A 25,162-nucleotide genomic window follows, 5' to 3' on the forward strand; every position below is an offset into this window, starting at 1 on the left:
TGACTCCTTCACTTAATCTACCTGACAAATTTCAACTAATTTATGAAAGACATCCACATTATCGTAAAATCCACTAAACAATTCAGCTCCAACACCTCTCGCATAAATCGCAACCGGTGCTCCCGTATGCGCATAAGATGTCCAACCAATACCTGCTTTATTATTTAAAAGATGAGTTAAGCTAACCGATAGTGGATCATATCCGCCATATAAAATTTGAGCCTCCTCAGTTTGATCTCGATCATCCTTATTTTTCATCGACTCTTCAAAGCCAGCCTTTAATTTCTTCAACTCATCATCCGACATGACAAACAATGCCTTTTCTCCATGAGTAGCCTCTTCATCTTCTGATGATATCAATCCAAAGTTTTCTTTAATAATCGGATATACATCCTCAAACGTTAAATTTGGGTTGCTTGCTTTTAAATCTTTAATTAATTCATCAAACGCAACATAAGACATTTTTTGTGCCTTTAACAACTCAAACGCTGTATGATAACCTGTTTTAGCATATCCAATACTCATTCCTCCTGTTTCATGATCACCGGTCACCAAAATTAACGTTTCTTCAGGATGCTCATTTGCAAAATCAATTGCCACTTGAACGGCATCTTCAAAAGCTAACACTTCAGCAATGGCCGTCATGGCATCATTTGCATGACAAGCCCAATCGACTTTCCCTGACTCTACCATCATAAAAAATCCTTGTTCGTTATCTAGGACTTTAATCCCTTTCTCGACAAAATCAGCCAACATTAAATCGTCTTCTTTGGCATCAATGGCATAAGGCATGGCTCCTGAATCTTGTAACACAGGACTTTGAGCATATACCTTACCTGATGAGGAGTCAAGCGCCAAAATATCTTCCTTCGTCTTAGCTACTTGATATCCATTTTCTTCAATGATCTCATACACATTTCGTTCATCTTCATTTTTTCCCGTTGGCTGTGCAATGCTTCCCCCGCCAAAATAATCAAAGTTAGATGTTGCTAATTGTGTGGCAATCTCGTAATAATCACCTCGAGATGGAACATGAGCATAATACGCTGCAGGGGTTGCATGATTAATCGTGACTGTTGTCACAATTCCAATTTTTTTTCCTGCTAATTTTAATTTTTCAGTGATGCTTTCTGTTACCTTCGTTTTATTTGCTTCTAACCCAATGACTCCGCTATGCGTTTTCACACCAGAAGATAAAGCTGTAGCTGTAGAGGCTGAGTCTGGAACGAAAGACGTTGAATTATGTGTCGTGACCAATCCAACCGTAGGAAAAGCTGTAAAATTTAAATTATTAGTTGTGATTTCACCCTCTCCATCATTTCCTGTATAGACTTGGGCAGCATTTACCTGAACCTGTGACATTCCATCTCCAATGAACATAAATACATACTTAGGCGCCACCGTCACTTCAATTGTTTCAGCAACTGATACTGATTTTTCTTCTTCATTTGAACACCCCATCACAACCGTTAAAGCAGTTGCCATTGATAATAGGATGTTTAACCATTTTTTATTCATCATCCATCCTCCTGTTTTTAACCAATAAACTTATGATAACCAAATGATAGATTTTTCATCAAAAAATCTAAATTTAGAGAATATGAGGAATATCTAGACGACATGATATTCTCTTATTAATCTGACTTATCTTTATCAATCGTATTTTTTATTTTTCGTAAAATCTAAATTTTTATGTCAAAAAAGAGAGCACTAATTCAGTACTCTCTTTTAACGATATTAGAAACGGAAGCCACCGCGACCTTTACCTTTTCCTTTTTTACCTTGTCCCATCATGCCTCCAAAGCCACCCATTGCACCTGGATTACCTCCGCGTTGCAAGGCATTGGCCATACGTTCCATCTGTCGTGGATCCATGCTTGAGAATTTCTTCATCATTTTACGCATATCTGTAAATTGTTTAATCATACGATTAACTTCTGCAATATCACATCCGCAACCTTTTGCAATACGTTGCTTACGACTTGCATTAATTAAATCAGGATTTTTACGCTCTTGCTCTGTCATTGAGTAAATAATCGCTTCAACACGTGCCATTTGTTTTGGATCAATATTAATATCTTTTAATTGGTTTCCGACACCCGGAATCATTTTTAAAATATCTTCAAATGCTCCAAGTTTTTTCATTTGTTTCATTTGCTTTAAGAAATCATTAAAGTCATAAGTAGCATTCATCATTTTGTCCGCTAACTTCATGCTTTCTTCTTCATCGAAGTTTTCTTGAGCACGTTCGATTAAGGTCATAACATCTCCCATTCCTAAAATACGAGATGCCATACGCTCTGGATGGAAGACTTCTAATGTATCTAATTTTTCACCAAGACCGATGAATTTAATTGGAACATTAGTAATTTTACGAATTGATAAAGCAGCACCACCACGAGTATCACCATCTAACTTCGTTAACACAACCCCTGTTAAATCCAATTGATCATGGAATGATTGAGCGACATTAACCGCATCTTGTCCAGTCATCGCATCAACGACTAATAAGATTTCTTGAGGATTAACAAGCTCTTTAATATTTTTTAACTCATCCATTAATTGCTCATCAATATGTAGACGTCCAGCTGTATCGATAATGACTAAATCATGACCATTTTCACGAGCATAAGTCATCGCTTCTTTTGCGATATCAACTGGGTTCATTGATGTTCCTTTTTCATAAACCGGAATATTTAATTGCTTACCGATTGTTTTTAACTGATCAACGGCAGCAGGACGATACACGTCACAGGCAACTAATAATGGATTTTTCTTTTCTTTTTTACGTAAATAACTTGAAATTTTTCCTGTGTGTGTCGTTTTCCCGGCTCCTTGTAATCCGACCATCATAAAAACAGCTGGTTTAGCATGACCAAAGTTTAACTCAGCCGCGCTATCCCCCATTAATTTCGTTAACTCTTCATTAACAATCTTAATCACTTGCTGCCCTGGTGTTAAGCTTTTTAAAACAGCTTCTCCGACAGCTTTTTCCTTAACTTCATTAATAAATTCACGTACAACTTTAATATTAACATCGGCTTCAAGTAACGCTAAGCGTACTTCACGCATCATCACGTCAACATCTTTTTCAGTTAATTTTCCTTTACGTGTGACACTTTTTAAGGCCGATTGTAGTCGTTCTGATAATGTTTCAAATGCCATAAATTAAACCTCCAAATCGAGTTGTTGCAACTCATTAATCCACTTCATCATCTGCTCATCCTGTGTATGAACTTGCATCTGATCTAAAATTTCTTCACGTATTTCACGCTTTTTTAATAATTGTAACTTCGTTTCATAATCTTCTAACAATTTCTCTGTTCGTTTAATGTTATCAAACACGGCATTACGACTTACCTCAAATTGTTCAGCAATTTCACTCAACGATAAATCTTCTTGGTAATAAAGCTCAAGATAAGTCTTCTGCTTTGATGTTAATAATACTTGATATGCATCATACAGTTCATTCATTCGATTGACTTTTTCTAACATCACAATGCCCCCACTAGCTTCTATATACAAACTAAACGATAATTTATAATTTCATAATCAGACTTAATCGTTAAGCTCTTTTGATACTAAAGAGACCTATAGTCCCGATAAAAGTTTTCAACTGCATCAAACTTATCAAGACCCATCTATTCAGCCCTACCTAAAAACCTAATTACTCCGCTTCATTTTCAAATAAATCTGCAAATAATCCATAAATATATTGTTCAATATCAAAGTGAACTAAATCTTCGGCTTTTTCTCCTAAACCAACAAATTTAATCGGAATCCCAATTTCATTTCGAATGGCTAAAACAATTCCACCTTTTGCTGTTCCATCTAATTTTGTTAAAACAATTCCAGATACATCTGTCGCTTCTAAAAACGCCTTCGCTTGATTCATTCCGTTTTGTCCTGTTGTTGCATCAATGACTAATAATGTATCATGAGGCGCTCCTGGAACTTCACGTTCAATCACGCGTTTAATTTTTTCTAACTCTTTCATTAAGTTAACTTTATTTTGTAAACGTCCTGCCGTATCACATAATAACACATCAACATTACGAGCCTTCGCTTCTTTAATCGCATCAAACATAACGGCTGATGGGTCTGAACCTTCACTTAATGACACCACATCGACCCCAATGCGGTCTCCCCAAACCTGTAATTGTTCAATTGCACCTGCACGGAACGTATCTCCTGCGGCTAATAAAACAGACTTTCCTTTTCCTTTTAATTGATGAGCAATTTTTGCAATTGAGGTTGTTTTTCCAACCCCATTTACCCCAACAAATAAAATAACAGTTAATCCTTCTTTATTCAGACGTAAGTTTGAGTTCACAAACTCACCTTTAACGTAAATTTCAAATAGTTTATCGACCATAATACGCTGTAATTCTTTTGGATCCGTAACATTATGTTCGCGTACAGTCTCTTTTAATTGATCAATGAAATCTACCACGGTATTAACACCAATATCAGCCATAATGAAGATTTCTTCTAACTCTTCAAACATCTCTTCATTAATGTCATTATAGCTTGAAAAAACAGACTGTAACTGTTTTAAAAGGTTACCACGTGTTTTTTTCATACCTTCTTTATAATGTTGCTGAGCACGAATTTCTGTCTCAGAGACTTCTTTTTTTCCAAGTACCATCGACTTTAGACGATCAAATAAACCCATCAGGCTTCACCTCAATTAATTAATAATATCGTGTCATACAAAATGACTTTAATGCTACTCTATCATATTTTACGGTCTATGACTATTATTTTTCATCATCTAGATAATCTGAAACATTATCCATACGAACTGACACGAGTTTCGTTACCCCTCGTTCTTGCATCGTCACTCCGTATAATACATCAGCTTTTTCCATCGTTCCTTTACGGTGAGTAATAACGATGAACTGTGTTTCTTTACTAAATGCCTTTAAATAATTGGCATAACGAGAAACATTGGCTTCATCAAGTGCAGCCTCAACCTCATCGAGCACACAAAACGGAACCGTACGAACTTTTAAAATGGCAAATAATAAGGCAATCGATGTTAAGGCTTTTTGTCCACCTGATAATAAATTTGAAGTTTTTAACTTTGTTCCAGGTGGCTGTGCAATGATTTCAACCCCAGTATTTAATAAATCGTGAGGATCAGTTAACACTAAATCAGCGGTTCCACCACCGAATAATTTTTTAAAGATTTCAATGTACTCAACACGAACCAAGTCAAAGGTTTCTTTAAATTTAATGGTCATCTCTTGGTCCATTTCATTAATCGTTTCCTCTAAATTAGCTTTCGCTTCAATTAAATCATCGCGTTGTGTCGTTAAGAATTCGTATCGTTCTTTCACTCGTTGGTACTCGGCAATTGCAGCCACATTGATCTCACCGAGTGAAGCAATTTGACCTTTTAAGCTACGAATTTTTTGTTTAACTTCTTCAATACTTCCCTTTAAAGGATAATGTTCATTCGCATAGTCAAACGTCATTTGATGTTCTTCTTCAAGTTTTTTAATCATTAAATCCATCTCAACATCAACTTTTCCAATCGCAACATCGAGTTGATTAATTGACTCCGTCATTTTTTGATGAATTTTATGACTTTCTCTTACTTCACGCTCTAAAATCTCAAGTTCTTGACTGACTTTTGTTAAAGTCAAACGTTGTTCTTGAATTTTTTCAACAATCGATTCACGAGATTCTTTCTGTTGCTCAATTTGTGTTTCAAGTGAAATAACTTCATCATCATTTCCAAGCATTTCTTGTTCGCTTTGCTCTAATCGATTGATTAATTCTGCTAAACGTTCTTTTGCTTGGCCTGATTCCTCTTGCAAACGATAATGAGTCGCAATTTCACTTGTTAGAGCCGTCTCAAGTTTAGCCACTTCAACTTTTAACTCCGTCATAACTTCCATCAACTGAGTTTTCATTTCTTCTTGTTGTTCAAGTTGCTCTTCTAGTGTATCAATGATTCCTTTAGCTGATTCAATTCGATTTTCAAGTCTTAAACGCGATTCGGCTAAATCATTATTCTTTTCAACTAATTGCTTATACTCCGATTCATGTTCACGACGTTCAATTCGAAGTAATTCGTCACGTTCATTTTGTGCTTTTTCACGATATTCAAACGCTAATTTTTGTTGATTCGTCTCCGACATTTTATCTTTTAAACGTTCGCCAGCCGATTGAAGTTTTGATAATTGTTTTTCAGAATTTTTAACGACTTCTTGTAACTCTTGTTGAAGTCCTTTTGATTGTTCGACTTCTTCATTTAACTCTGCAATTTTCTTTTGACAATCTTCAATTTCATTTTTTTGACGTAATAACGATGAACCTTGACGTTTAACAGCCCCTCCGGTCATCGCTCCTCCTGCATTAATAACGTCTCCTTCAAGCGTGACAATACGATAACGATAATTCAATTGCTTTGCTAAATTTTTAGCCACATTTAAATCTTTCGTAACAATAATACTTCCTAAAATATTCTCAACAATTTGTCGATATCGTTCTTCATAACCCACTAATTGTGAAGCCACACCTACAACATCTTGATTATTTTGAATACGATTTAAAACATCCATTGGCAACACACGAGACTTAATAACATTTAAAGGTAAGAATGTCGCACGCCCCGCATGATGACGCTTTAAGAAATCAATAGCATTTTTAGCAGCATCGTCACTTGTTGTCACAATTTGTTGCATAACAGGACCTAGTACCACATCCATCGCCAACTCAAGTTCTTTAGGAACAGACACTAGTTCAGCAACGGCTCCCTCAATCCCATTAATTTGATTTTGCTCACGAGCCTTTAAGATTTTTTTTACCCCTTCGTTAAATCCTGAGAAATCTTTTTGAGCATCCTCTAGCCATTGTAAACGATTCATCATTTTATCGACTTGATGCGTTAACTGTCTAAAACGATTTGTCTCCATTTCTAATTGCTTTAACGAATGTTGATGCGTTTTTTGTAATGTTTGATACTCTTCACGCTTCTCCTTTAATTGTGCACTTAATTTATCATACTCTTGCTTAAATCCTTCTTGCTCACGACGCAACGTCTCACGATCAATAAGCGATTTATTTTCATCACCACTAATGCGTTCAAGCGTCACCTCTGTCTTTTTAATTTGCTGATTAATCGAAATGTATTGATTTTTAACACTAGCTAGTTCATTAACATCTTCAAAGTAAGCCTCTCGCGTGGACTCTAATTCTGTTTTTAAATTTTCCTCCAAGTGTTGATATTCTTCCGTCACTTGATTTAACTGTGTTTGTTTGGCTAATAAACGGGATTCGGTTTCTTTCATCGAACTGGTCGCTAGTTCTAATTGCTTCGTCGCTAGTTCTAACTGCTGTTCAAGTTCGACCTGTTGTTCCGTCAGTTGCTCTTTATTTGAAGAGGCATTTTTATGACGTTCTTTTAAAACATCTCGTTGACCTTGTAATTTTTGAATTAACTCTGACGTTTCAACTAACTCAGTTTGTAAGGCTTCTAACTGTTGTTCTTGAGCTTGTTGCGTTTGCTTTAAATTATCCATTCGACGCTCATCCGTCGCAATCTTTCCATTAATACTTAAATGTTCAAACTCCACTTCTTTACGTTCTTTTTTTGAACGTTCCATTTGGTCATTTAACGTTTTAATATCATAAGCTAACACACTGATTTCTGACTCACTACATTCCTTTTTTAAGACCATGTACTTTTCAGCTTTTTCTGATTGCTTACGTAAGGGTTCAACTTGGTCTTCTAACTCAAAAATAATATCTTGAACACGACTTAAATTATCACTAGTCGATTCAAGTTTGCGCGTTGCTTCTTTTTTACGCATCTTATACTTTAAAACACCTGCTGCCTCTTCAATAATCACACGGCGATCTTCAACCCTTGCCTCGACAATGGCTTTAACTTTATCCTGAGAAATAATGGATAACGAATCATGGCCAATCCCTGAATCCATAATCAAATCAATGACATCTTTTAAACGAACTTTTTGTTTATTAATTAAGTATTCACTATCCCCCGTTCGATAAACACGACGGGTAATACTTACTTCATCATAATCAATCGGTAAGCTTTGACAACTATTATCTAAAACGAGTGTCACTTCAGCAAAGTTAAGTGGTTTACGAGTTGATGTCCCGGCGAAGATAATATCTTCCATTTTCCCACCACGTAAACTTTTTGCCGACTGCTCTCCGAGTACCCAACGAATCGAATCTGAAATATTACTCTTCCCTGATCCATTCGGTCCTACGACAGCCGTTACGCCTCGTTCAAACTCGACTACAGTTTTATCGGCAAAGGATTTAAAACCAATTGTTTCAATTCTTTTTAAATACATATGTTTCATCCTTTATCTACATTCTTTATCTATTTTATTATACCAAAAAGTCATACGTAAAATAAAGGGACTTCTACGTTTATCAAACATTAGTTCTAAGATTATCTTCTAAATCACATATCATTTTCCAAAGCTATCCCCTCTTGTGATGCTTATACAAAAAAACAGCACTTCTTTTCGTGCTGTTTTCACCATTAAACTTCAAAGGTTGTCCCATCTAACCACTTCCAATGTGGTCTTGCAACTTTTATATCCTGTATGAGGCGATATAAGGCTAAATCTTTTTGTTTTGCTTCAATCATAATATCTAGATCTTGATTAAGGGGTTGAACCAACTCAATAAATCGAAGCAAATCCTCAATTTCAATATAATCTGAATGACGACGATCCGTGTCAAATTCTTTCGGACTTGAAATATGAACTTTAGGAGGCCAAGGATTTTGATCCCACGTTTTAAAAATGGATTCTAAAAGGGGTTGAAGCTCTATCCCTTCGTTATAGCAACGATGATGATGAATATCAAGAACCATGGGGATATTTAAGGTTTGACATAGCTTAAGAACATCATCGGCTGAATAAACTTTATCATCATTTTCAATGATTAAAGCCTTTTGAATATTTGGTGGTAGCCGATGAAATGTTTGAATAAATCGCTCTAATGCCGCCTCTTTCCCACCGGCTTTCCCCCCCACATGTAAAACAAGTTGAGGAGACTTAATATCAAATAACTCAAATAAATGCAACTGATGTAAAAGGGATTGAATCGACGCTTCAATCACTGCTTCATTGATACTATTTAAAACATTAAACTGATCGGGGTGTGCATCGACTCGCATGTCATATTTCTTAATTAGATCTGCAACTTCTTGACATTCCTCCTGAATGACTTTGGAATAATCCCATAGAACCTCTTGATGGGTGGCCAATGGAATTAATTTTGATGTCATTCGGTAAAAATGAATCTCTTGTTTCGCGTTATAATTTAAAATTTTAATCAAATCGTGCAAATTTGATTTAGTTACGCGCGTTAATAAACTAAGTTGCTCACGCTTTGAAGAAAGTGATGAATATTTTTTATAGGTCACAGGTGATGAACTTGTAACCTTATCTAACTTTAGCGCAATAGCTACATAACCTAAACGAATTTTCATAAAAAAGACCTCGGTTTTCTAGAATCATTCTAGTTTACCCAGGTCCTCTTTAAATTATTTATCCTTAAATCTTTCATCTTGTTTGATCATTTGTTCCATCTGACGATCGGCGCGTCCCGCTACGACTAAACAACTATATAATGCAACCATCACTAACGTCACCAAACTTCCGACGACGACACCTGCTAAAAACATGGCGTCACCTCCTTTTACCTCTAGTTGTTATTTTCTATGTTTACTAAGCCCTTCTTGTGAGACGACGATCCCCAAAATATCTAATCTATCGCGGATGAATCAGACCTAGAGTTCCATTTCACTGACATTTAAAACGAGACTCGTTCCGTTTTCCCTTAAGTTTTCAATTTCATGGTAAAACTCATATCCGGTTAGCAATTCAATGTGATTCCGATTTGCAAAATCTTTCGCTTCATCATTAAAATCACTTGTTGTAATGACAATAGCTTGATCTGCTTGAACATCAAAATCTTGCATCGCTCCTAAAACACCTCGAATGTCACTAACCCCAACGATATCACCGACTGACATTTCTAATCCTGCTGGATCGGTATATAAATCTTTGATTAAGGGAACACATTTAAACCACTTGACAATGATTTTTTCACCTTGTGACCACATTAACAAATCATAACCTTGCGTCGCCGGATTAGTCGCTACTTCAACCGATTCATATCCCTTCAGTTCATAAAATAATTTTAATAATTGGTTAAAGGATTCATCACTTAAATGCTCTAGTTGCTCAAATAAAACGAGTTGGCTTAGCTGTAGTCGACGTCTTTCATTTTGCTTACTATACTCATCTAATGCTAATTTACGTTGATTTTGTTTATATTTAATCAACAATAAAGCAGCAATGGTTAAGAGTAAAATAATAAGATACCAATTCCACATCTGCCACTTTGCAATCCAATCCGTAAATCCATAAAAGAAATCAAAAACAACAAATGCAATAATTAAATATGCAATATAAACGATTCTTTTTTCCATAACATCACCAATTTTATTATGAAAAAAATGGAACGATTTTAAACAAAATCGTCCCAATAAATCAAATAACTTCTTTACCAAACGGCATTAGAGATAACTTTGCCATTTTAATGGCCTGAAAAGCGAATGGAATTCCAACAATAGAAATAGCTAACATTAAAGCACTCACTAAATTCACTAAAGCCATTTCTAACCCACCAAAAAGTAACCATAAAATATTTAAAACAAAAGTCCCACTTCCATTGTTGACTGTCACAACCTCTTTACCAAATGGAGCTAATTGTAATTTAGCTAACTTAAAGCATTGCAGACCAACCGGAATGCCAACAATCGTTAGACACCAGAGAACGCCAAACAAACACCAAATTAATGAGGCCCATAACCCGCCAAAAAGTAGCCATACTAGATTTCCAAGACATGACATAAGCATCTCTCCCTTCCTATTTACTATATCATATGAGAGATTTGATAGGAAGTCGTGTAGGATATTACTAGAAATTGTAAATCATTTGTTATTTCATAATCTTTTTAATTAATTTTAACTTGTCTTTGTACGGAGGGAACACAAGATTTAAGTGAATTTTCGTCGAGCGATTCACCATGCTTTTTTCGTAAGTGAACGTCTTAAAACTTGCCTCTCCATGATAACGACCCATTCCAGAACTTCCAACCCCTCCAAAAGGCAGTCTTGAAGACGCAACATGCGTAATGGTATCGTTGATACAACCTCCACCAAACGAAAACTGCGTGATTAATTGATGACTAAAGGCTTTATTTTCAGAAAAAACATAAAAAGCTAATGGATTAGGATGAGCTTTTAAACAACGCTTAATCTCATCCATTGATTGATAAGACATCGTCGGAAGAAGAGGACCAAATAACTCATCCTCCATTAAAGAAGAAGTTAAGGTCACCTCTTTGAATACAGTAGGTTCAATAAAACGATCTTCTAAATCAACAGCTCCACCCATCACAACCTGATCACGATTTCCTTCTATTAAATCAGCTAAACGCGACGCATGACGGGTCGTTACAATACGTCCAAACTCAGGATTTGATTGAATGTTATCTCCGTAAAATGACTTAATGACCGTCTGTAACTCTTTTAAAAAAGCTTCATAAACGGAATGATGAACCATCACGTAATCAGGGGCAACACAGGTTTGACCAGCGTTCATAAATTTTCCCCATGCAATACGCTTAGCAGCCAACTTTAAATTCGCTGTTTCATCTACAATTACAGGTGATTTTCCTCCAAGTTCAAGTGTAAGAGGTGTTAAATGATGGCTTGCTTTTTCCATCACAATCTTTCCAACATTCACACTTCCGGTAAAGAAAATATAATCAAATCGTAAATCAAGCAAAGCCTGATTCACTTGGTAATCACCTGTCACCACTGAGACATATCGAGAATCAAAGGCTTCCTTTATTAAACGAACCATAACTGATTCAACATGTGGTGTAAACTCAGACGGTTTTAAAACCGCAACATTTCCACCTGCAATAGCCCCGATTAAAGGTTCTAATAACAGTTGCACTGGATAATTAAAGGGACCAATAATTAAAACAACACCATAGGCACTTGGAATAATCAAAGACGTTCCAATTAATTGTGCCGCTTCTGATTTCACACGTTTAGGACGCGCCCACTTCTTTAATCTTTTTAACGTATAATCAATAGAAGCGTAAATAAAACCTATCTCGGTTGAATAAGCTTCAAATTCATTTTTTCCTAAATCAATCTTTAAGGCTTCTTGTAAGTCCACTTCATATTTTTTAATCGTTTCTTTTAATCGTTTTAATCCTTCGATTCGTACAGAAAGTGGAATATTCCCTCCTCGTTGCTCAAGATAATCTTGATGCTGAGTCAAAATATGATTTAATTCTGTCTTCATTGATTCTTGTTTCTCACGATGAGTTTGATGGTTCGTTAAATTAGAATTTAATGCTTTCATCTTTGTCGACCTTTCATTTGAAAAAACTCTTCTAAATAGAAGGGTAATCATTTTTTTATTTTCTTTTATAACGTCGGTTTTCCTTTTTATTAATATAAACACCCGCTAACCCGGTAATAATAATTGAAATAATCGTTACAATTAAAAAGCCATATTGATTTTCTTGAAATGGCACCGGGACGTTCATCCCCCAGAAACTTGATACAACCGTTGGAACCGCAATAATCACAGAAACAACTGTCAAAAACTTCATGACCATATTCAAGTTATTTGAGATAATCGTTTCAAAGACATTTAAGTTGCTATTTAAGATATTTCCATAAATCTTTGACATGTCTATGGCCTGCTTATTTTCGATAATCACATCTTCAAGCATCTCAGCTTCTGGCGTATCTGATTTTTCAAGCTTAACTAGACGTTCAAGGACGATTTGGTTTGAGCGAAGTGAGGATGACATGTATACTAATGATTTTTGTAAGTCTAGCATTTCAATTAAATCTTCGTTTTGAGGCGTTTGGCGAAGGGCACGCTCAACTTGACTACTTTTTCGTTCAATGACACGTAAGTATCCTAAATATTGAATCGAAATCGTATAAAGAATTTGATAAATATGACCATTAATACTTTTCGTTTGGGTCTTTAATCGCTTACTAAAGACACTTAACTCTTGTGTACACAGTGTTAATAATAATTTATCTGTTTTTACAATTCCTAAAGGAACCGTTGAATAATATGTATCAGACTCATATGAAACAGGGACGTCAACAATGATCATCGTAAAGTTATCTTCGATTTGAACACGAGAACGTTCCTCCTCATCGAGTGCCGTAATAACTGTTTCAAACTCAAGGTCATGCTCTTTACACATAGCCTCAACCTCTTGATGCGTTGGATTAATTAAATTAATCCATTGAAACCCACTATTCGTCAGTGAATTAACAAAATTCACTTCATTTCTCATCGAATCACCTCTTACATTTTCACACCTAAGAACGTTTCACCGCAAACATAAGTGTGATTAATTTAATTGTCCGTATGGGAATGGAATCTTCCACTTATGTTCACCTCCAAAAGCATGATGCTAACGTTTTAAAAACATAAACTACTCGATCGTAATTAGTGTTTGCACACGCTAGACTAAATATAACAGGATAATTTTTTTCCTTTTAAAGTATACAACTATTTTCATAAAATAACCACCTTGAAGCGGAAGTTTTTTCACGTTTCGACATTTTAATTATTTTCGACACGATACCTTACCCTCAAACTCTCTATAATTGGAAGACTGCGAAAGGAAATCCGAAAAGATACGGAGATTTTCTTAACTTTTGACATTAAGTCGGATATAATGGTTATATTACAATTTTGTTGATTTGAAAGGACGTGACTATTTAAATGACTTCTGAAAAAGTTCATACACCCGAAAAATTAGTTCCTGAGGTTACTAGTAACTTGCGTAAAAATTTTGTTCGCGTTCCTGAAGTGATTCGTAATTGCAGTGGAATCCGTATTTTTGGTAAACGATTAAAATCATTTATTTTTACAACTGATGTTGCAATCATAAAAAATACAAATGCTGATGCTGTTATTGCTGTTTATCCATTTACCCCACAACCTACTATTACCCAAGCCATCTTAACAGTCTCTGACATCCCTGTTATCTGCGGAGTTGGTGGAGGATTAACTCACGGAACACGTTCTGGAAACATTGCGCTTCACGCTGAATTCCAAGGTGCAATTGCCGTTGTCTTAAATGCACCAACCCCACACGAAACCATTAGGTACGTTAAAGAAAGTATCGATATTCCAGTTGTTGTAACCGTTGTTTCGGAATCAACAGATGTTCAATCTAAAATTGAAGCGGGAGCTGACATCATTAATGTCAGTGGAGGTGCCAATACCGCGGCCATTGTTCGTTCTATTCGTCAAAAATTCCCAACTATCCCAATTATGGCAACGGGTGGACCAACAAATGAATCAATCTTAGAAACCATTGCGGCAGGAGCAAATGCCATTACTTATACACCTCCAACAAATGGAGAATTATTCCGTGTTAAAATGGAACAATACCGTGAAATTGAAAACAGTGGTCAAACTTATCAATTAACACCCACTGAAAAAGAAGCATTAGCTGAATAAGAAAAAAGCTCTGATAATCTCAGAGTTTTTTTTATAAATGTCCCTCTCCTCCTTCTTAAACCGTGCCATTTCTCCTTTCCTTTGAGTAATTTATATTAGGCATCAAATAAGGGGGGAAATTTGTGAAGATCCATAGATTAATCGTAAATAGTACAAATAGTTTGAGCATTGAACCAATCGATTTCCATTCACTAACACTCCTCGTTGGAGTCTCAGGATCAGGAAAAAGTCAAGTTCTTCATTATATTAAAGAGTTAACCCAACTGTTACAAACTGGACAAACCAAGACACTCGAATCTGGGCACTACGTCCTTGATTTTGAATACAATGAGCACCTATATACTTATGAAGTGACACTTGATAACTATCATATCATCAATCAAGATTTAAGTTCTAGAGAAGGTGCCTTATCCATTCCACTACAAATTAAAAACATCAACGAAAAAATTCGTTATGTTCTTCCTGTTTCACTCATCAGACAACAACAAATTAAAGAAAACTCACTAAACTTCTTAAGTGATAACACCTTAGAAAGACTAGCCTATATTTATCAATTTCAAAAAGAGCGTTTCGATATTCTAAAAGCCTTATACCAACTGATATTTGAAGAAGTCGAAGACTTGACCTTTGAAACAATTGAAAATCAATATGTTCTACGTCTAAAAGATAAATCAGGTGCTACGCTGACGCACCACAACTTATCAGATGGGATGCTTAAAACACTTATCTACTTAAGTGAAGTAACCTTAGCTAAACCCGGAACAGTCTTATTAATTGATGAATTTGAAAATGGTTTAGGCCTTAATTGCTTAGGACTCATTCTAGAAGAGATGATTCAAAAACAAGGAATTCAAATGATTTTAACCAGCCATCATCCCTATATCATTAATAACATTACACCTTCTTGTTGGGTCATTGTTCATCGAATCGACTCTATCGTTTCAAATAAAACAGCAATCGAACTCGGCATTGGTCAAACCAAATACGATGCCTTTTTTGAACTCATGAACCGACTTGAATACGAAGGAGTCTTCTAACATGAATCTCTACATTCTCGTTGAAGACGGAAAATCTGGTCATAAAATCATCGATAACTGGATTGGCAATTTAATGCCTTCTCTCACACGAGTTGCCACTGTTAATGAGGTGACTGACCAAAATTATGTCATCTTTAGTGGGCTCGGTTATCCACGTCTTCTTGGAACAGATCCTAGCTCACCTTCTCGAAATATTCTAGGACAAACCATTGAAACCATCAATCGAAGTCATAAATTCAACTACCTTCTCATCTTCTTAGATGGAGATGATGAAGGCGTCATGGCTCGTAAACAGATAACAATTAATAAAATCAAAAACTATCCACATGCCTTATCTTGTCCCTATCAAATATTCGTTCAAAATAAATGCATTGAAACCTGGTTACTCGGTAATCGTGACTACTTCCCAACCAGTTACAGTAAAGCCTTTGCCCCTTTTGCTAATCATTATAATGTGGCAATCCAGGACCCTGAACTCATGGAAAAAGATAATCGTGGCCTCGTCAGTACAAATGCTCTATATCATGAACGATACTTAAGACAAATGATGCAAGAAGTCGGTCTTCACTACATGAAATCTCGGGCTCATCCTGTGATGTATAGTCTTGAGTTCATTGAAGGCCTTCAAAAAAGAGTTTTTGAAACAGATGACTTACGAAGTTTAAAAGAATTTTTTGAGTTCATCCAAAAACTAAATGACACGACTTTAGCCCCTAACGGCCAGTGACGGGCTTTTTAACGCTCATCTTTAGACCGTACGAGAGATGAGTCTTCATGATTCTAATCCTTTCATCTCAAGAGAAAGGATTAGGCCGAAGTCAATCAGGTTACTTAACATCGTACTTTCCTCGCGATACTTATAGGTAATCTAAATTTTAAATCAATCAAAGTTTTCTAAAAATCAAGAAAACTTATCGTCACTGATATAGGATAAAAAATAAAAATATAGTAAAATGACAACAAAGACTATAAAAGCGAGGGAAGAACATGCAAGCACAATGGACCATTCAATTAGACACCCATCTCTACGGTTGTTTCAATACATCCTTATTAATTTGCGAAGAAGACAATGCTCGATACGCGACTGATGAAGAACAAATAGACTTTTTAAATCGCCTCATTCAAATTGACTTAGAAGAATTAAAAGATGCTTATTTAATCGAACGATTAGATATTTTTAGAGAACATCTAATGGCTTTAAATTTCACACCAGAATTCTTCCATTGTTGGAATGAAGTAGCGCCTAATAGCTATACAGAATATTTAAAAATTGAGCATCAAGAGAATAAAAAAATCGTGGCTTGCTTTAAAGTCAACACGACGCAAGGGATCAAAAATCAGGAAATCATCGATCTTGTGGGTGAGATTGAAAGTATCAGTGTAACCAAATATGAAATTGCAAAAGATTCTAAAATTGGATCCATTAAACTTCAACTATTAGATTTAGGGATTCATGAATTAAAGGCATAAAAAAGACGGGGTGAGTCCCCGTCTTTTTTTTATTCTTCATCTTCAGTTAATGTTTTGCGTCCATAGAACACATCTTTATCAATATGATTATATTTTTTTCCAATTAAAACAGCTGTTGTTAATGTTCCGTTTACATTTAACATCGTACGTCCCATATCTAAAATCGGATCAACCGCAATAACTCCTGCAATCAGTGGGAAATAAGCTCCCATTCCCATTCCTGATAACACAACTGAAATCGCCATCGTTGCAGACCCAGGAATTCCAGCAATTCCAAATGAAGCTAACGCAATCACTAAGACTAACATCGCAATAAAGCTTAAATCAATCGGTGTTCCCGTCATGTTAGCTACCATGACCGCGACTAATGCAGGATAAAGTCCCGCACATCCATTCATTCCAGCATTAGATCCTAAACTTCCAACAAAAGTAGCCGTTCCGTTATCAAGTCCAACATTATCGGTTAGCTTTTCAATACTTACAGGTAATGTTCCAAGACTTGAACGTGAAGTAAAGGCTAATACTAAGGCATCTAATACATTTTTAACGTAACGGAATGGATTTAATCCATTCATTGCAATTAAGATTAATTGCACCACAAACATCACAGCGACTCCAACATACAGGGCAATAATAAAGTCAAACACTTGTCCTAAAGCTGACATTCCACGTCCCGCAATCGTATTTGCTAGTAGGGCAATCACGGCATATGGCATCCATTTGATGATTGTCATCGCAACACTTAAAATGATTTTATAGAAAGCTTCTACAAAATCAATAAATGGCTTCACCACATCATAATACTTTTTCGTTTGACGTTTCGTCGCAATTCCTAAAAAAGCCGCAAAAATAACAACTGCTACCACATTTCCTTCTGCCATCGCTGCAATTGGATTAGATGGAATTAGCCCACGAAGTGTATCAACAATTGAACTCACTTCACGAATAGAAACATCACCCTCCATTAACGTTGTGCTAACCCCTAACTTAAATAAGTTTCCAATGATTAATCCAATAATCGCCGCAATCGTTGTTGTTCCAACTAACGTCAACAAGGTTCTAGCTGTCATCGCTCCTAAATTTTCTCCCTCTTTCATGTTAATAATAACACGAATAATTGAGAAGAAAATAAGTGGGACAACTAACATTTTTAATAAATCCATGAATCCGTTTGCCACTAATCCATACCACTTATTAATTTCTGCAATAAATGGAACATCCATCGGAACATCTGGGAATCCGCCTACAACTTGAATTAATAATCCAAGTACAAGACCAATCGCAGTTGCCGATAACATACGTGTTGAAAATTTAACTTTCTTTTTTTCAAATTGCTTCATCACAAAGAATAAAGCAATTAAAATCGCAATAAAAATAACCGTTCGAATATCGGTTAAATATAAGAAATCTGTAAAAAATGAACTTGTCATCCGTTCACTTCCCTCCTATTCAATTTGTCAAGTGTCTTTTATTTTACAATGATGCTTTTAATTTAGCAACTAATATAATAACTATTTTTCATAATAATGATTAACATTCACAATCATTAAGTCATCTGATTCAATACAAACTTCATTTTAAACGAATCAAAATAGCATCTTAACCTTCCTAGCGTGCTTTATATAGAATACCCCAATCTGATACTTTAATCCAAATTGTGATTGATAACAAATAAAAAAACCATGATTATCATGGTTTTATTCCATTTCGGTAAGAACCTCTCCTTCCACCCCTTGTAATAATTCAAAATAATACCCAATCAAGACTGTATCATCGATGTAAGAAGATTCTTTAACGCAGATACGGTATAAATCAATTAACTTTAAACATTCCTCTTGTGATTCTACCTTATAAAACGGTTGATTTAAATCTTCACTATTGCCGGTGAGTAAATTTCCTCCAAGATAGACTTCTGTTTGATCAACTACATAAAGAGAAGGTAACTGTTCAAGCCACGTCTCATTAATAATTTTAAAATTCGTTCGTCGTTCAATATGTGTCACAGATAACTCAGGTTTTTGACAACATAAATAATATAAGACACCACAGACCATCGTAATTAAAACAAAAAGTCCGACTTTAAATGGAAAACGAAGAGAAACAATTAAAAAAACAAGCGTCAATCCAACCAAAATCAGAGTCGCTAAAAATTTTAATTCCTTCACTAATTGAATTCGTTCTAAGTCAACCTCAATTTTTAAGGACCGATATAAAACTTCATGAAATAAATGATAAAAGTAGGAATCCGATTTTTCAAAGATATGACTCGTCATCGTGACGTCGACTTCAACTTGAGGTGAAAATTGAAATTTCGCAAACTCATCTGGATTAACTTCACTAACATAGAGTTCTGTTTTTTTCTTTGAAGCTCCTAACCGTTCCTTAACCTCTTCAAGTGAACACGATTTTAACGATTTAAGATTAGAAAAATCCATTGCTATTCCTCCCATCCATATCTATTAACTAGCATCACCTTTTCGCTTGGGATGGTTTTTTAAATTGTACAATAAAAGTTAGTTAAAAGAGACCTCATGAATACCTAGTACGATGCTTATTATTCTGCCATCTCTTTTCCTCCTTTATACTAATATATGCGATGACACATAAATTTAACCCTCCCTTTCTTCATGCTACTCAACCTCCATCCTAAAAATCATCCAGATGACAAACATCAAATCTAATTCTGAATCCTCACCTCTTTTAATCTCATATTGTTGTTCATTACGCCAAAAATTATAACGATACTGCACTTCAAATAAACACGCTCCTGACAAATTTTAAATTTGCCGAGGTTCCTTACTTTCACTCGTTGCAATCACCTCTAAATTTGGTGAATAAAACACATAATTCTCCTCATCTTCTAACACATAACCTGACACTAAACCCGCTTCATTAAGCCCCTGAAATAACAGCTGATTCTGAACACTCTCAAAATAACTCACCAATTCATGATTCACGGTACACATACACATTCGCCTCGAAAAAAGATGACATTTCAAGTCGTGCATATCCCACTTTCTTATCTTCAATATAAATCGCTCGGTACTCATCCATCGCTAATTGACTGCCTTTTAAAACAATCTCCTCCCGCTCTTGAAGACATGCTCTCATTTCTTTGGCACTTAGGGTACTTCCTCTATCGAGCAACAATTCAAACTCACACATAACCATCCCAACACACGTCACAACTATCAAAATCAAAAGTCCTACAATTAAGATAAAGCGACCTATTTCAGAAAAACCCTCCCACCTCACTTCAATCACTCCAATATCTTAAAATTCAGTTCTCTAAATTTTATTGTTTTTTTGACATAAATATGAATTTTCATGAAAAACGATCCCTTTTTAACCAAAAAAAGAGCGAAAATTCGCTCTTCTATCGTTTACGTTTAATTAATCTTTCCACAAAGATGGCCATTGCCCCATCTCCAGTGACATTAGTAGCCGTTCCGAAACTATCTTGTGCCGCATGCAAAGCAATCATCAATGGCTTCTCAAAACTTCCAAATCCAAGCATGGATTCGAGTAACCCAAGAGCCGCCATCACACCACCTCCTGGAACACCAGGTGCCGCAATCATCATAATCCCTAACATTAAAATAAACGGAATATACATCGCTAGTGTTGGGGATTGTCCATTTAATAACAAAATGGCCATCGAGGTTAACACTAATGTCATGGTATCACCCGCAATATGAATGGTTGCAGACAATGGAATCACAAATTCACAAACTTCTTCATCCACATCATTCGATTTTGCACATTCGAGCGTAATCGGAATCGTTGCAGCCGATGACTGCGTTCCAACAGCTGTTAAATAAGCGGGGAACATATTTTTTAATAATCGAAATGGATTTTTACGTTTAATTCCCCCAGCTACCGTATATAAAATGATTAGATATAAAACCTGCAATCCAAATAAGACAAGATAAACCATTAAAAAAGATTTAATCGTTGTGAAAATGGTTCCACTATAACTGAGTTCTGCAAAAACCGAACCAATATAGATGGGAACAATCGGAACAATCACTTTTGAAATCACAGACATCATAATCTCACTAAAATCCTGACAGACTTTAAATAAAGAACTTTCTTTACGAGTTGAAAGCCCAATTCCAAGTAAAAATGCTAAAACTAGTGCGCTCATCACTCCCATAATCGCTGGCATTTCAATCGTAAAAATCGGGGTAATCGTGATGCCATCTTCCGTAAATAAGCTAATGCCTCCTATTAAAGAAGGTAATAATAATTTTCCAATTACGAAAGCCAAAAATCCTGCACTAATCGTTGAAACATAGGCCAGTACCGTTGTTAGAAATAAACTTCTTCCTGATTGATTTCCAAGCGATGCAATCCCAGGAACAATCAGTCCAATAATAATTAATGGAATCACAAACGAAATAAACGCTCCAAATAGACTTCGGAAAGTCGCCATGATGGCAATCGGTAAACTCAACTCGGTGGTGCGACACATCACCCCCAAACTGATTCCGATGATTAACCAAATTAAAATACGTAAAATTAATGGCATCTTTTTCATGCTTCTTCCCTCACTTCTTTTGAAATATTGTTACTATTATCTCAAAATTTACAATTTTTTCAACATTTTATTACCAAAAATAACATATTTTTTTAAATTTAAAAGGAATCTCTAATTCTGAGATTCCTTCTTTTTTTTATCAAATTGGGTTATGACCTCACTTTAACGTGAAGATCATGTATCTCCTCTTGTTTAAGATAAGCTAAATAACGTTTGGTTTCAGCTACCACAACCCCACTTAAAGCGATTAACGCAATTAAATTCGGTAAAGCCATTAATCCATTCACAATATCAGCTATTAACCAAACTGCATCTAATTGTAAGAAAGCTCCAAGTCCAATCATGATGATGAAAAGAATACGATATAGCGTAATACTTTTCACACCGAATAAAAATTCACAGCAACGCTCGCCATAATAGTTCCATCCTAAAATCGTGGTAAAAGCAAACAGCGATAAACACACCATTAAAAGTAAAGAACCTAAAGGCATCCCCCAGACAGTCGGTAACACAGAATTAAATGCAGCTTCTGTTAAAGCACCACCCGAAATCCCTTCAACCGTAAAGACACCTGTTACGATTAAACTTAAACCCGTTAATGTACAAATAATGAGACTATCGATAAAAGTTCCCGTCATCGAAATTAACCCTTGTTCAGCTGGCCAATGAGTTTTAGCAGCTGCTGCTGCAATCGGTGCACTTCCAAGACCTGACTCATTTGAAAATACGCCACGCGCGACCCCATTTCGAATAGCCATTGCTATCGTTGCTCCTGAAAAACCGCCCATTGCGGCTGATGGTGTGAAAGCACCACCAAAAATCATTTGAAAAGCTGGCAGAATGAACTGATAATTCACGATTAAAATAATAAGACAGATGATAATATAAGCCCCTGCCATCACAGGCACCACTTTTTCTGCAACTTTTGAGATAGCCGTAATCCCACCAAACGTAATAATCCCAACTAAGACAGCTAATAAAAGTCCAGTGATTTTTGCAGGAACATTTAATGTCCTTTGAATACTTGAAGAAATCGCATTGACTTGCGTAAACGTTCCAATACCAAGTAAAGCCACTAAAATCCCACTAAAAGCAAAGAATATGGCTAATGGTTTAAACTTTTTCCCCATTCCATTTACAATGTAATACATCGGTCCTCCCGCTACGTTTCCATTTTCGTCCACTTCACGATATTTAATGGCTAATACGCCTTCTGCATACTTCGTTGCCATGCCAAAGAACGCAGCTAACCACATCCAAAAAAGTGCTCCTGGTCCTCCCGCTGAAATCGCAGTCGCCACTCCAATAATATTTCCTGTTCCAACCGTTGCAGCTAACGCTGTACATAACGCACCAAAAGAAGAAATATCCCCTTCACCTTTATTATCTGCTTTAAAAATTAACTTCACCGCTTGAGGTAATTTAAATAATTGAATTAGCCTTAAACGAACGGTTAATAAGACCCCCGTTCCAACTAACAACGTTAGCAGTGGAGGTCCCCAAACAAAACGATTCATTTGATCTAATAACTGTACAAAATTCATCACTAACACTCCTTTTTTTACACCCAACTGGTTGTTTTAAAAAAGAAGGGAAATAATATGTCGATTTCCTGGGAAATTCCTGTTATTTTACCCCAACAAACAAAAAGAGTCACCTTTTTAAAGATGACTCTGGAGTTTGACGTTAGTAAAAAGAAGGGTAACACAAAAAATGCGTTCCCAAAAAATACTATTCATCCCTGTCCTTTTGCCTGAGAGATTGAGCGAGATTGCCTTGCCCCTTCGGCGCCTATTCAAATAGGTCTCTCCAGAGTTCCGTCCGCTTTACAGTCCTCACTTGATTAATCAAGTACCTGAGAGTATGACTCCTTCGGTGTTCCAAATTGGAAACTCTTCTATAAAACTTCAACCGGTGTATTTTCATTAAATTAAAATTAGAATAACTCATCTTGTCGTATTTTGCAAGAGGAATGAGTCTAATAAATTTTATTTAGCATCGTTTTCAGAAATAGAAACTGACTGAACTGAGATTTTGCTCATCATTTCTTCAGCTGAAACCATTGGAATCCATGAGTCATCTCCTTTTTTAAACATCACCCTTAATTCCTTTGCTTTTTGACCATCCTGCTGAACCACCATCCAAATCTGCGCTAAATCGCCTTCTTCTGTGATATCAATAACATCATAGGTTAAAGAAAAATTTTTATTCTCAAAATTTGAATCGGTACTTGTTAACAACGTCATCTCTAATTCCTGGACTTGATACATCAGTGAATCTAAACTTTTTCGTGGAGATGGAACCTCTCTTAATCGTCCCACTTTTCCCACGATTAAAAAACTGACAATCAAGATCCCCATGATTAATCGTCGATTCATTTTTTCACCTCTTTTAATATCCTTTGCATGATGAACCTAAACCTCATCTTTGAAACATTAAAAAGCTTTTATTTTAGCTGATTGTTCCTTAATTTAAAGTTCTACTCGTTCATCACGATACGAATCCAAGAATACCTTGTTTTAATTTATCTAAAATCTGTTCTTGAGTAGGAATTTTAAACGTCTCATTTAACCATTCTTCGGTGAGATCTGGGACCCACAATCCTTTTTGTTTCTTGAGCGGCAGATCAATGGTCTTGCTCATCATAGGCTTTTCAATTTGTTCATTTTCCATTAAACTCAAAATGGTATTAACTAACATGTCTTGGCCTCGTCCATTGAAGATATCATCAATTGTTCCAAAGAAATTGGTCAAGACTTGTTTTAAAATCGTCAGGCGTTCATTAATAATCAGTTGCAGTACATCAACAAAGGTTAAATCGACTGTGACATACGCTTCCTGTCCTTCAATCCGTGATCCTTTTATCTCATAGCTGATCGTTGATAAAACAGATTGTAATAAATCCCGCTCTTGATCCGTTAAAGTAAGCTCATCCGAGTTTAAAATTAAAGCATAATCATCTTCTTGAACTTTATCAAACATCACTTTTACGGTTAATTCCGGAAATACTTGCTGAAATTTTATATATCCAACCCCGCCAACGACCACTAAGACGGCAATGATTATCCAAATCCATTTTTTCATGACTCACACCCTTATCCTATCTTTTTATTCATTATAGACTTTTTTAAAGGATTTTATAGCCATTGCCTGTAAAAAAGAGATTAGTTACGCTAATCTCTTTTTTCTTCATCTTGATCATCTAAATCTTCTCTACGAGATGGAACAATGAGTAATGCCATCCCTATCACCACCAATATCATAGGAACTAGTAACATCTCCATAGTCGGAATCCATTGACATAATAAAAAGGAGACTCCAATCCCGAGACCGATGAGATTTCCACGTCGAATACCGTTTTCAAAAATATGAACTCCACACGGAATAATGATAAAAAATGCCCAAAATCCACTAAAGAACACACTAAAATCCCAAATCCTTAAAACATCACCCCCTACTCCAATTCCTAAAATAATGAGTGCTAATCCCCAAATTAAATCCGATAGTTTCAAACTCATAACAATCGCCC

24 protein-coding genes and 1 riboswitch are annotated in these 25,162 nt (G+C 35.8%); of the genes, 4 read left to right on the plus strand and 20 right to left on the minus strand.

Going from position 1 to position 25,162, the window contains the following annotated elements:
- Positions 1–12: 12 nt before the first annotated feature.
- The 11 genes from HLK68_RS13910 to HLK68_RS13960 form a co-directional block, all read right to left on the minus strand.
- Positions 13–1,518 carry an alkaline phosphatase gene (locus HLK68_RS13910; protein WP_040763755.1) on the minus strand — a complete coding sequence of 502 codons (1,506 nt, stop codon included), beginning with the start codon at positions 1,516–1,518 and terminating at the stop codon, positions 13–15.
- A gap of 219 nt (positions 1,519–1,737) precedes the next feature.
- Positions 1,738–3,165, minus strand: coding sequence for a signal recognition particle protein (gene ffh / locus HLK68_RS13915; protein ID WP_006783809.1), 1,428 nt, complete (start codon positions 3,163–3,165; stop codon positions 1,738–1,740).
- 3 nt (positions 3,166–3,168) lie between these two features.
- Complete coding sequence (locus HLK68_RS13920) at positions 3,169–3,495, minus strand: putative DNA-binding protein (protein WP_006783810.1); 327 nt, start codon at positions 3,493–3,495, stop codon at positions 3,169–3,171.
- 172 nt (positions 3,496–3,667) lie between these two features.
- The gene (ftsY, locus tag HLK68_RS13925) at positions 3,668–4,675 is read right to left on the minus strand and encodes a signal recognition particle-docking protein FtsY (RefSeq protein ID WP_006783811.1); all 1,008 of its coding nucleotides are present in this window, start codon (positions 4,673–4,675) and stop codon (positions 3,668–3,670) included.
- An 85-nt stretch (positions 4,676–4,760) separates the two neighbouring features.
- Positions 4,761–8,336 carry a chromosome segregation protein SMC gene (gene smc / locus HLK68_RS13930; protein ID WP_132942615.1) on the minus strand — a complete coding sequence of 1,192 codons (3,576 nt, stop codon included), beginning with the start codon at positions 8,334–8,336 and terminating at the stop codon, positions 4,761–4,763.
- Positions 8,337–8,530: 194 nt separating this feature from the next.
- Positions 8,531–9,487: a UV DNA damage repair endonuclease UvsE gene (gene uvsE, locus HLK68_RS13935; RefSeq protein ID WP_006783813.1), complete on the minus strand. Its 957-nt coding sequence runs from the start codon at positions 9,485–9,487 to the stop codon at positions 8,531–8,533.
- 54 nt (positions 9,488–9,541) lie between these two features.
- Positions 9,542–9,682: a hypothetical protein gene (locus HLK68_RS13940; RefSeq protein WP_006783814.1), complete on the minus strand. Its 141-nt coding sequence runs from the start codon at positions 9,680–9,682 to the stop codon at positions 9,542–9,544.
- 105 nt (positions 9,683–9,787) lie between these two features.
- Positions 9,788–10,492 (minus strand): restriction endonuclease, encoded by a 705-nt coding sequence (locus HLK68_RS13945; protein ID WP_006783815.1) that lies wholly within the window; start codon positions 10,490–10,492, stop codon positions 9,788–9,790.
- Between the two features lie 61 nt (positions 10,493–10,553).
- The gene (locus HLK68_RS13950; RefSeq protein ID WP_006783816.1) at positions 10,554–10,916 is read right to left on the minus strand and encodes a YccF domain-containing protein; all 363 of its coding nucleotides are present in this window, start codon (positions 10,914–10,916) and stop codon (positions 10,554–10,556) included.
- 88 nt (positions 10,917–11,004) lie between these two features.
- Complete coding sequence (locus tag HLK68_RS13955) at positions 11,005–12,447, minus strand: aldehyde dehydrogenase (protein ID WP_006783817.1); 1,443 nt, start codon at positions 12,445–12,447, stop codon at positions 11,005–11,007.
- A 55-nt stretch (positions 12,448–12,502) separates the two neighbouring features.
- Entirely contained in the window at positions 12,503–13,408 is a 906-nt protein-coding gene (locus HLK68_RS13960) for a magnesium transporter CorA family protein (protein ID WP_006783818.1), read from the minus strand.
- A gap of 434 nt (positions 13,409–13,842) precedes the next feature.
- Here HLK68_RS13960 and HLK68_RS13965 point away from each other — a divergent pair, with 434 nt between their 5' ends.
- From HLK68_RS13965 to HLK68_RS13980, 4 genes are all read left to right on the plus strand, one after another.
- On the plus strand, positions 13,843–14,586 hold the full coding sequence (locus HLK68_RS13965; RefSeq protein WP_006783819.1) for a beta/alpha barrel domain-containing protein: 744 nt from the start codon (positions 13,843–13,845) through the stop codon (positions 14,584–14,586).
- A gap of 122 nt (positions 14,587–14,708) precedes the next feature.
- Positions 14,709–15,623 (plus strand): AAA family ATPase, encoded by a 915-nt coding sequence (locus tag HLK68_RS13970; RefSeq protein WP_006783820.1) that lies wholly within the window; start codon positions 14,709–14,711, stop codon positions 15,621–15,623.
- Between the two features lies 1 nt (position 15,624).
- Positions 15,625–16,350, plus strand: a complete 726-nt coding sequence (locus HLK68_RS13975; RefSeq protein ID WP_006783821.1) for a hypothetical protein — start codon at positions 15,625–15,627, stop codon at positions 16,348–16,350.
- Positions 16,351–16,610: 260 nt separating this feature from the next.
- Positions 16,611–17,093 carry a hypothetical protein gene (locus HLK68_RS13980; protein ID WP_009606236.1) on the plus strand — a complete coding sequence of 161 codons (483 nt, stop codon included), beginning with the start codon at positions 16,611–16,613 and terminating at the stop codon, positions 17,091–17,093.
- A gap of 29 nt (positions 17,094–17,122) precedes the next feature.
- Here HLK68_RS13980 and HLK68_RS13985 read toward each other — a convergent pair whose 3' ends face one another.
- The 9 genes from HLK68_RS13985 to HLK68_RS14025 form a co-directional block, all read right to left on the minus strand.
- Positions 17,123–18,523: a cation:dicarboxylate symporter family transporter gene (locus tag HLK68_RS13985; protein ID WP_006783822.1), complete on the minus strand. Its 1,401-nt coding sequence runs from the start codon at positions 18,521–18,523 to the stop codon at positions 17,123–17,125.
- A gap of 267 nt (positions 18,524–18,790) precedes the next feature.
- Positions 18,791–19,528 carry a hypothetical protein gene (locus tag HLK68_RS13990; protein ID WP_006783823.1) on the minus strand — a complete coding sequence of 246 codons (738 nt, stop codon included), beginning with the start codon at positions 19,526–19,528 and terminating at the stop codon, positions 18,791–18,793.
- A gap of 342 nt (positions 19,529–19,870) precedes the next feature.
- Positions 19,871–20,059 carry a hypothetical protein gene (locus tag HLK68_RS13995; protein ID WP_009606241.1) on the minus strand — a complete coding sequence of 63 codons (189 nt, stop codon included), beginning with the start codon at positions 20,057–20,059 and terminating at the stop codon, positions 19,871–19,873.
- Complete coding sequence (locus HLK68_RS14000) at positions 20,040–20,348, minus strand: hypothetical protein (protein ID WP_229040030.1); 309 nt, start codon at positions 20,346–20,348, stop codon at positions 20,040–20,042. The genes HLK68_RS13995 and HLK68_RS14000 overlap by 20 nt, the downstream gene beginning before the upstream one ends.
- Positions 20,349–20,469: 121 nt before the next feature.
- Positions 20,470–21,633, minus strand: a complete 1,164-nt coding sequence (locus HLK68_RS14005) for a dicarboxylate/amino acid:cation symporter (RefSeq protein WP_006783826.1) — start codon at positions 21,631–21,633, stop codon at positions 20,470–20,472.
- A 149-nt stretch (positions 21,634–21,782) separates the two neighbouring features.
- Positions 21,783–23,177, minus strand: a complete 1,395-nt coding sequence (locus HLK68_RS14010; RefSeq protein ID WP_132942614.1) for an alanine/glycine:cation symporter family protein — start codon at positions 23,175–23,177, stop codon at positions 21,783–21,785.
- Positions 23,178–23,364: 187 nt separating this feature from the next.
- A riboswitch (glycine riboswitch) is annotated at positions 23,365–23,456 on the minus strand.
- A gap of 165 nt (positions 23,457–23,621) precedes the next feature.
- Positions 23,622–24,011 (minus strand): hypothetical protein, encoded by a 390-nt coding sequence (locus HLK68_RS14015; RefSeq protein WP_009606234.1) that lies wholly within the window; start codon positions 24,009–24,011, stop codon positions 23,622–23,624.
- A 112-nt stretch (positions 24,012–24,123) separates the two neighbouring features.
- A complete protein-coding gene (locus HLK68_RS14020) occupies positions 24,124–24,717 on the minus strand; it encodes a hypothetical protein (protein ID WP_006783829.1) in 594 nt (197 codons plus the stop codon).
- An 89-nt stretch (positions 24,718–24,806) separates the two neighbouring features.
- A complete protein-coding gene (locus HLK68_RS14025; protein WP_006783830.1) occupies positions 24,807–25,151 on the minus strand; it encodes a LiaF transmembrane domain-containing protein in 345 nt (114 codons plus the stop codon).
- Positions 25,152–25,162: the final 11 nt, after the last annotated feature.

This window comes from Turicibacter sanguinis, from assembly GCF_013046825.1.
In the GTDB taxonomy this organism is placed as follows: domain Bacteria; phylum Bacillota_I; class Bacilli_A; order MOL361; family Turicibacteraceae; genus Turicibacter; species Turicibacter sanguinis.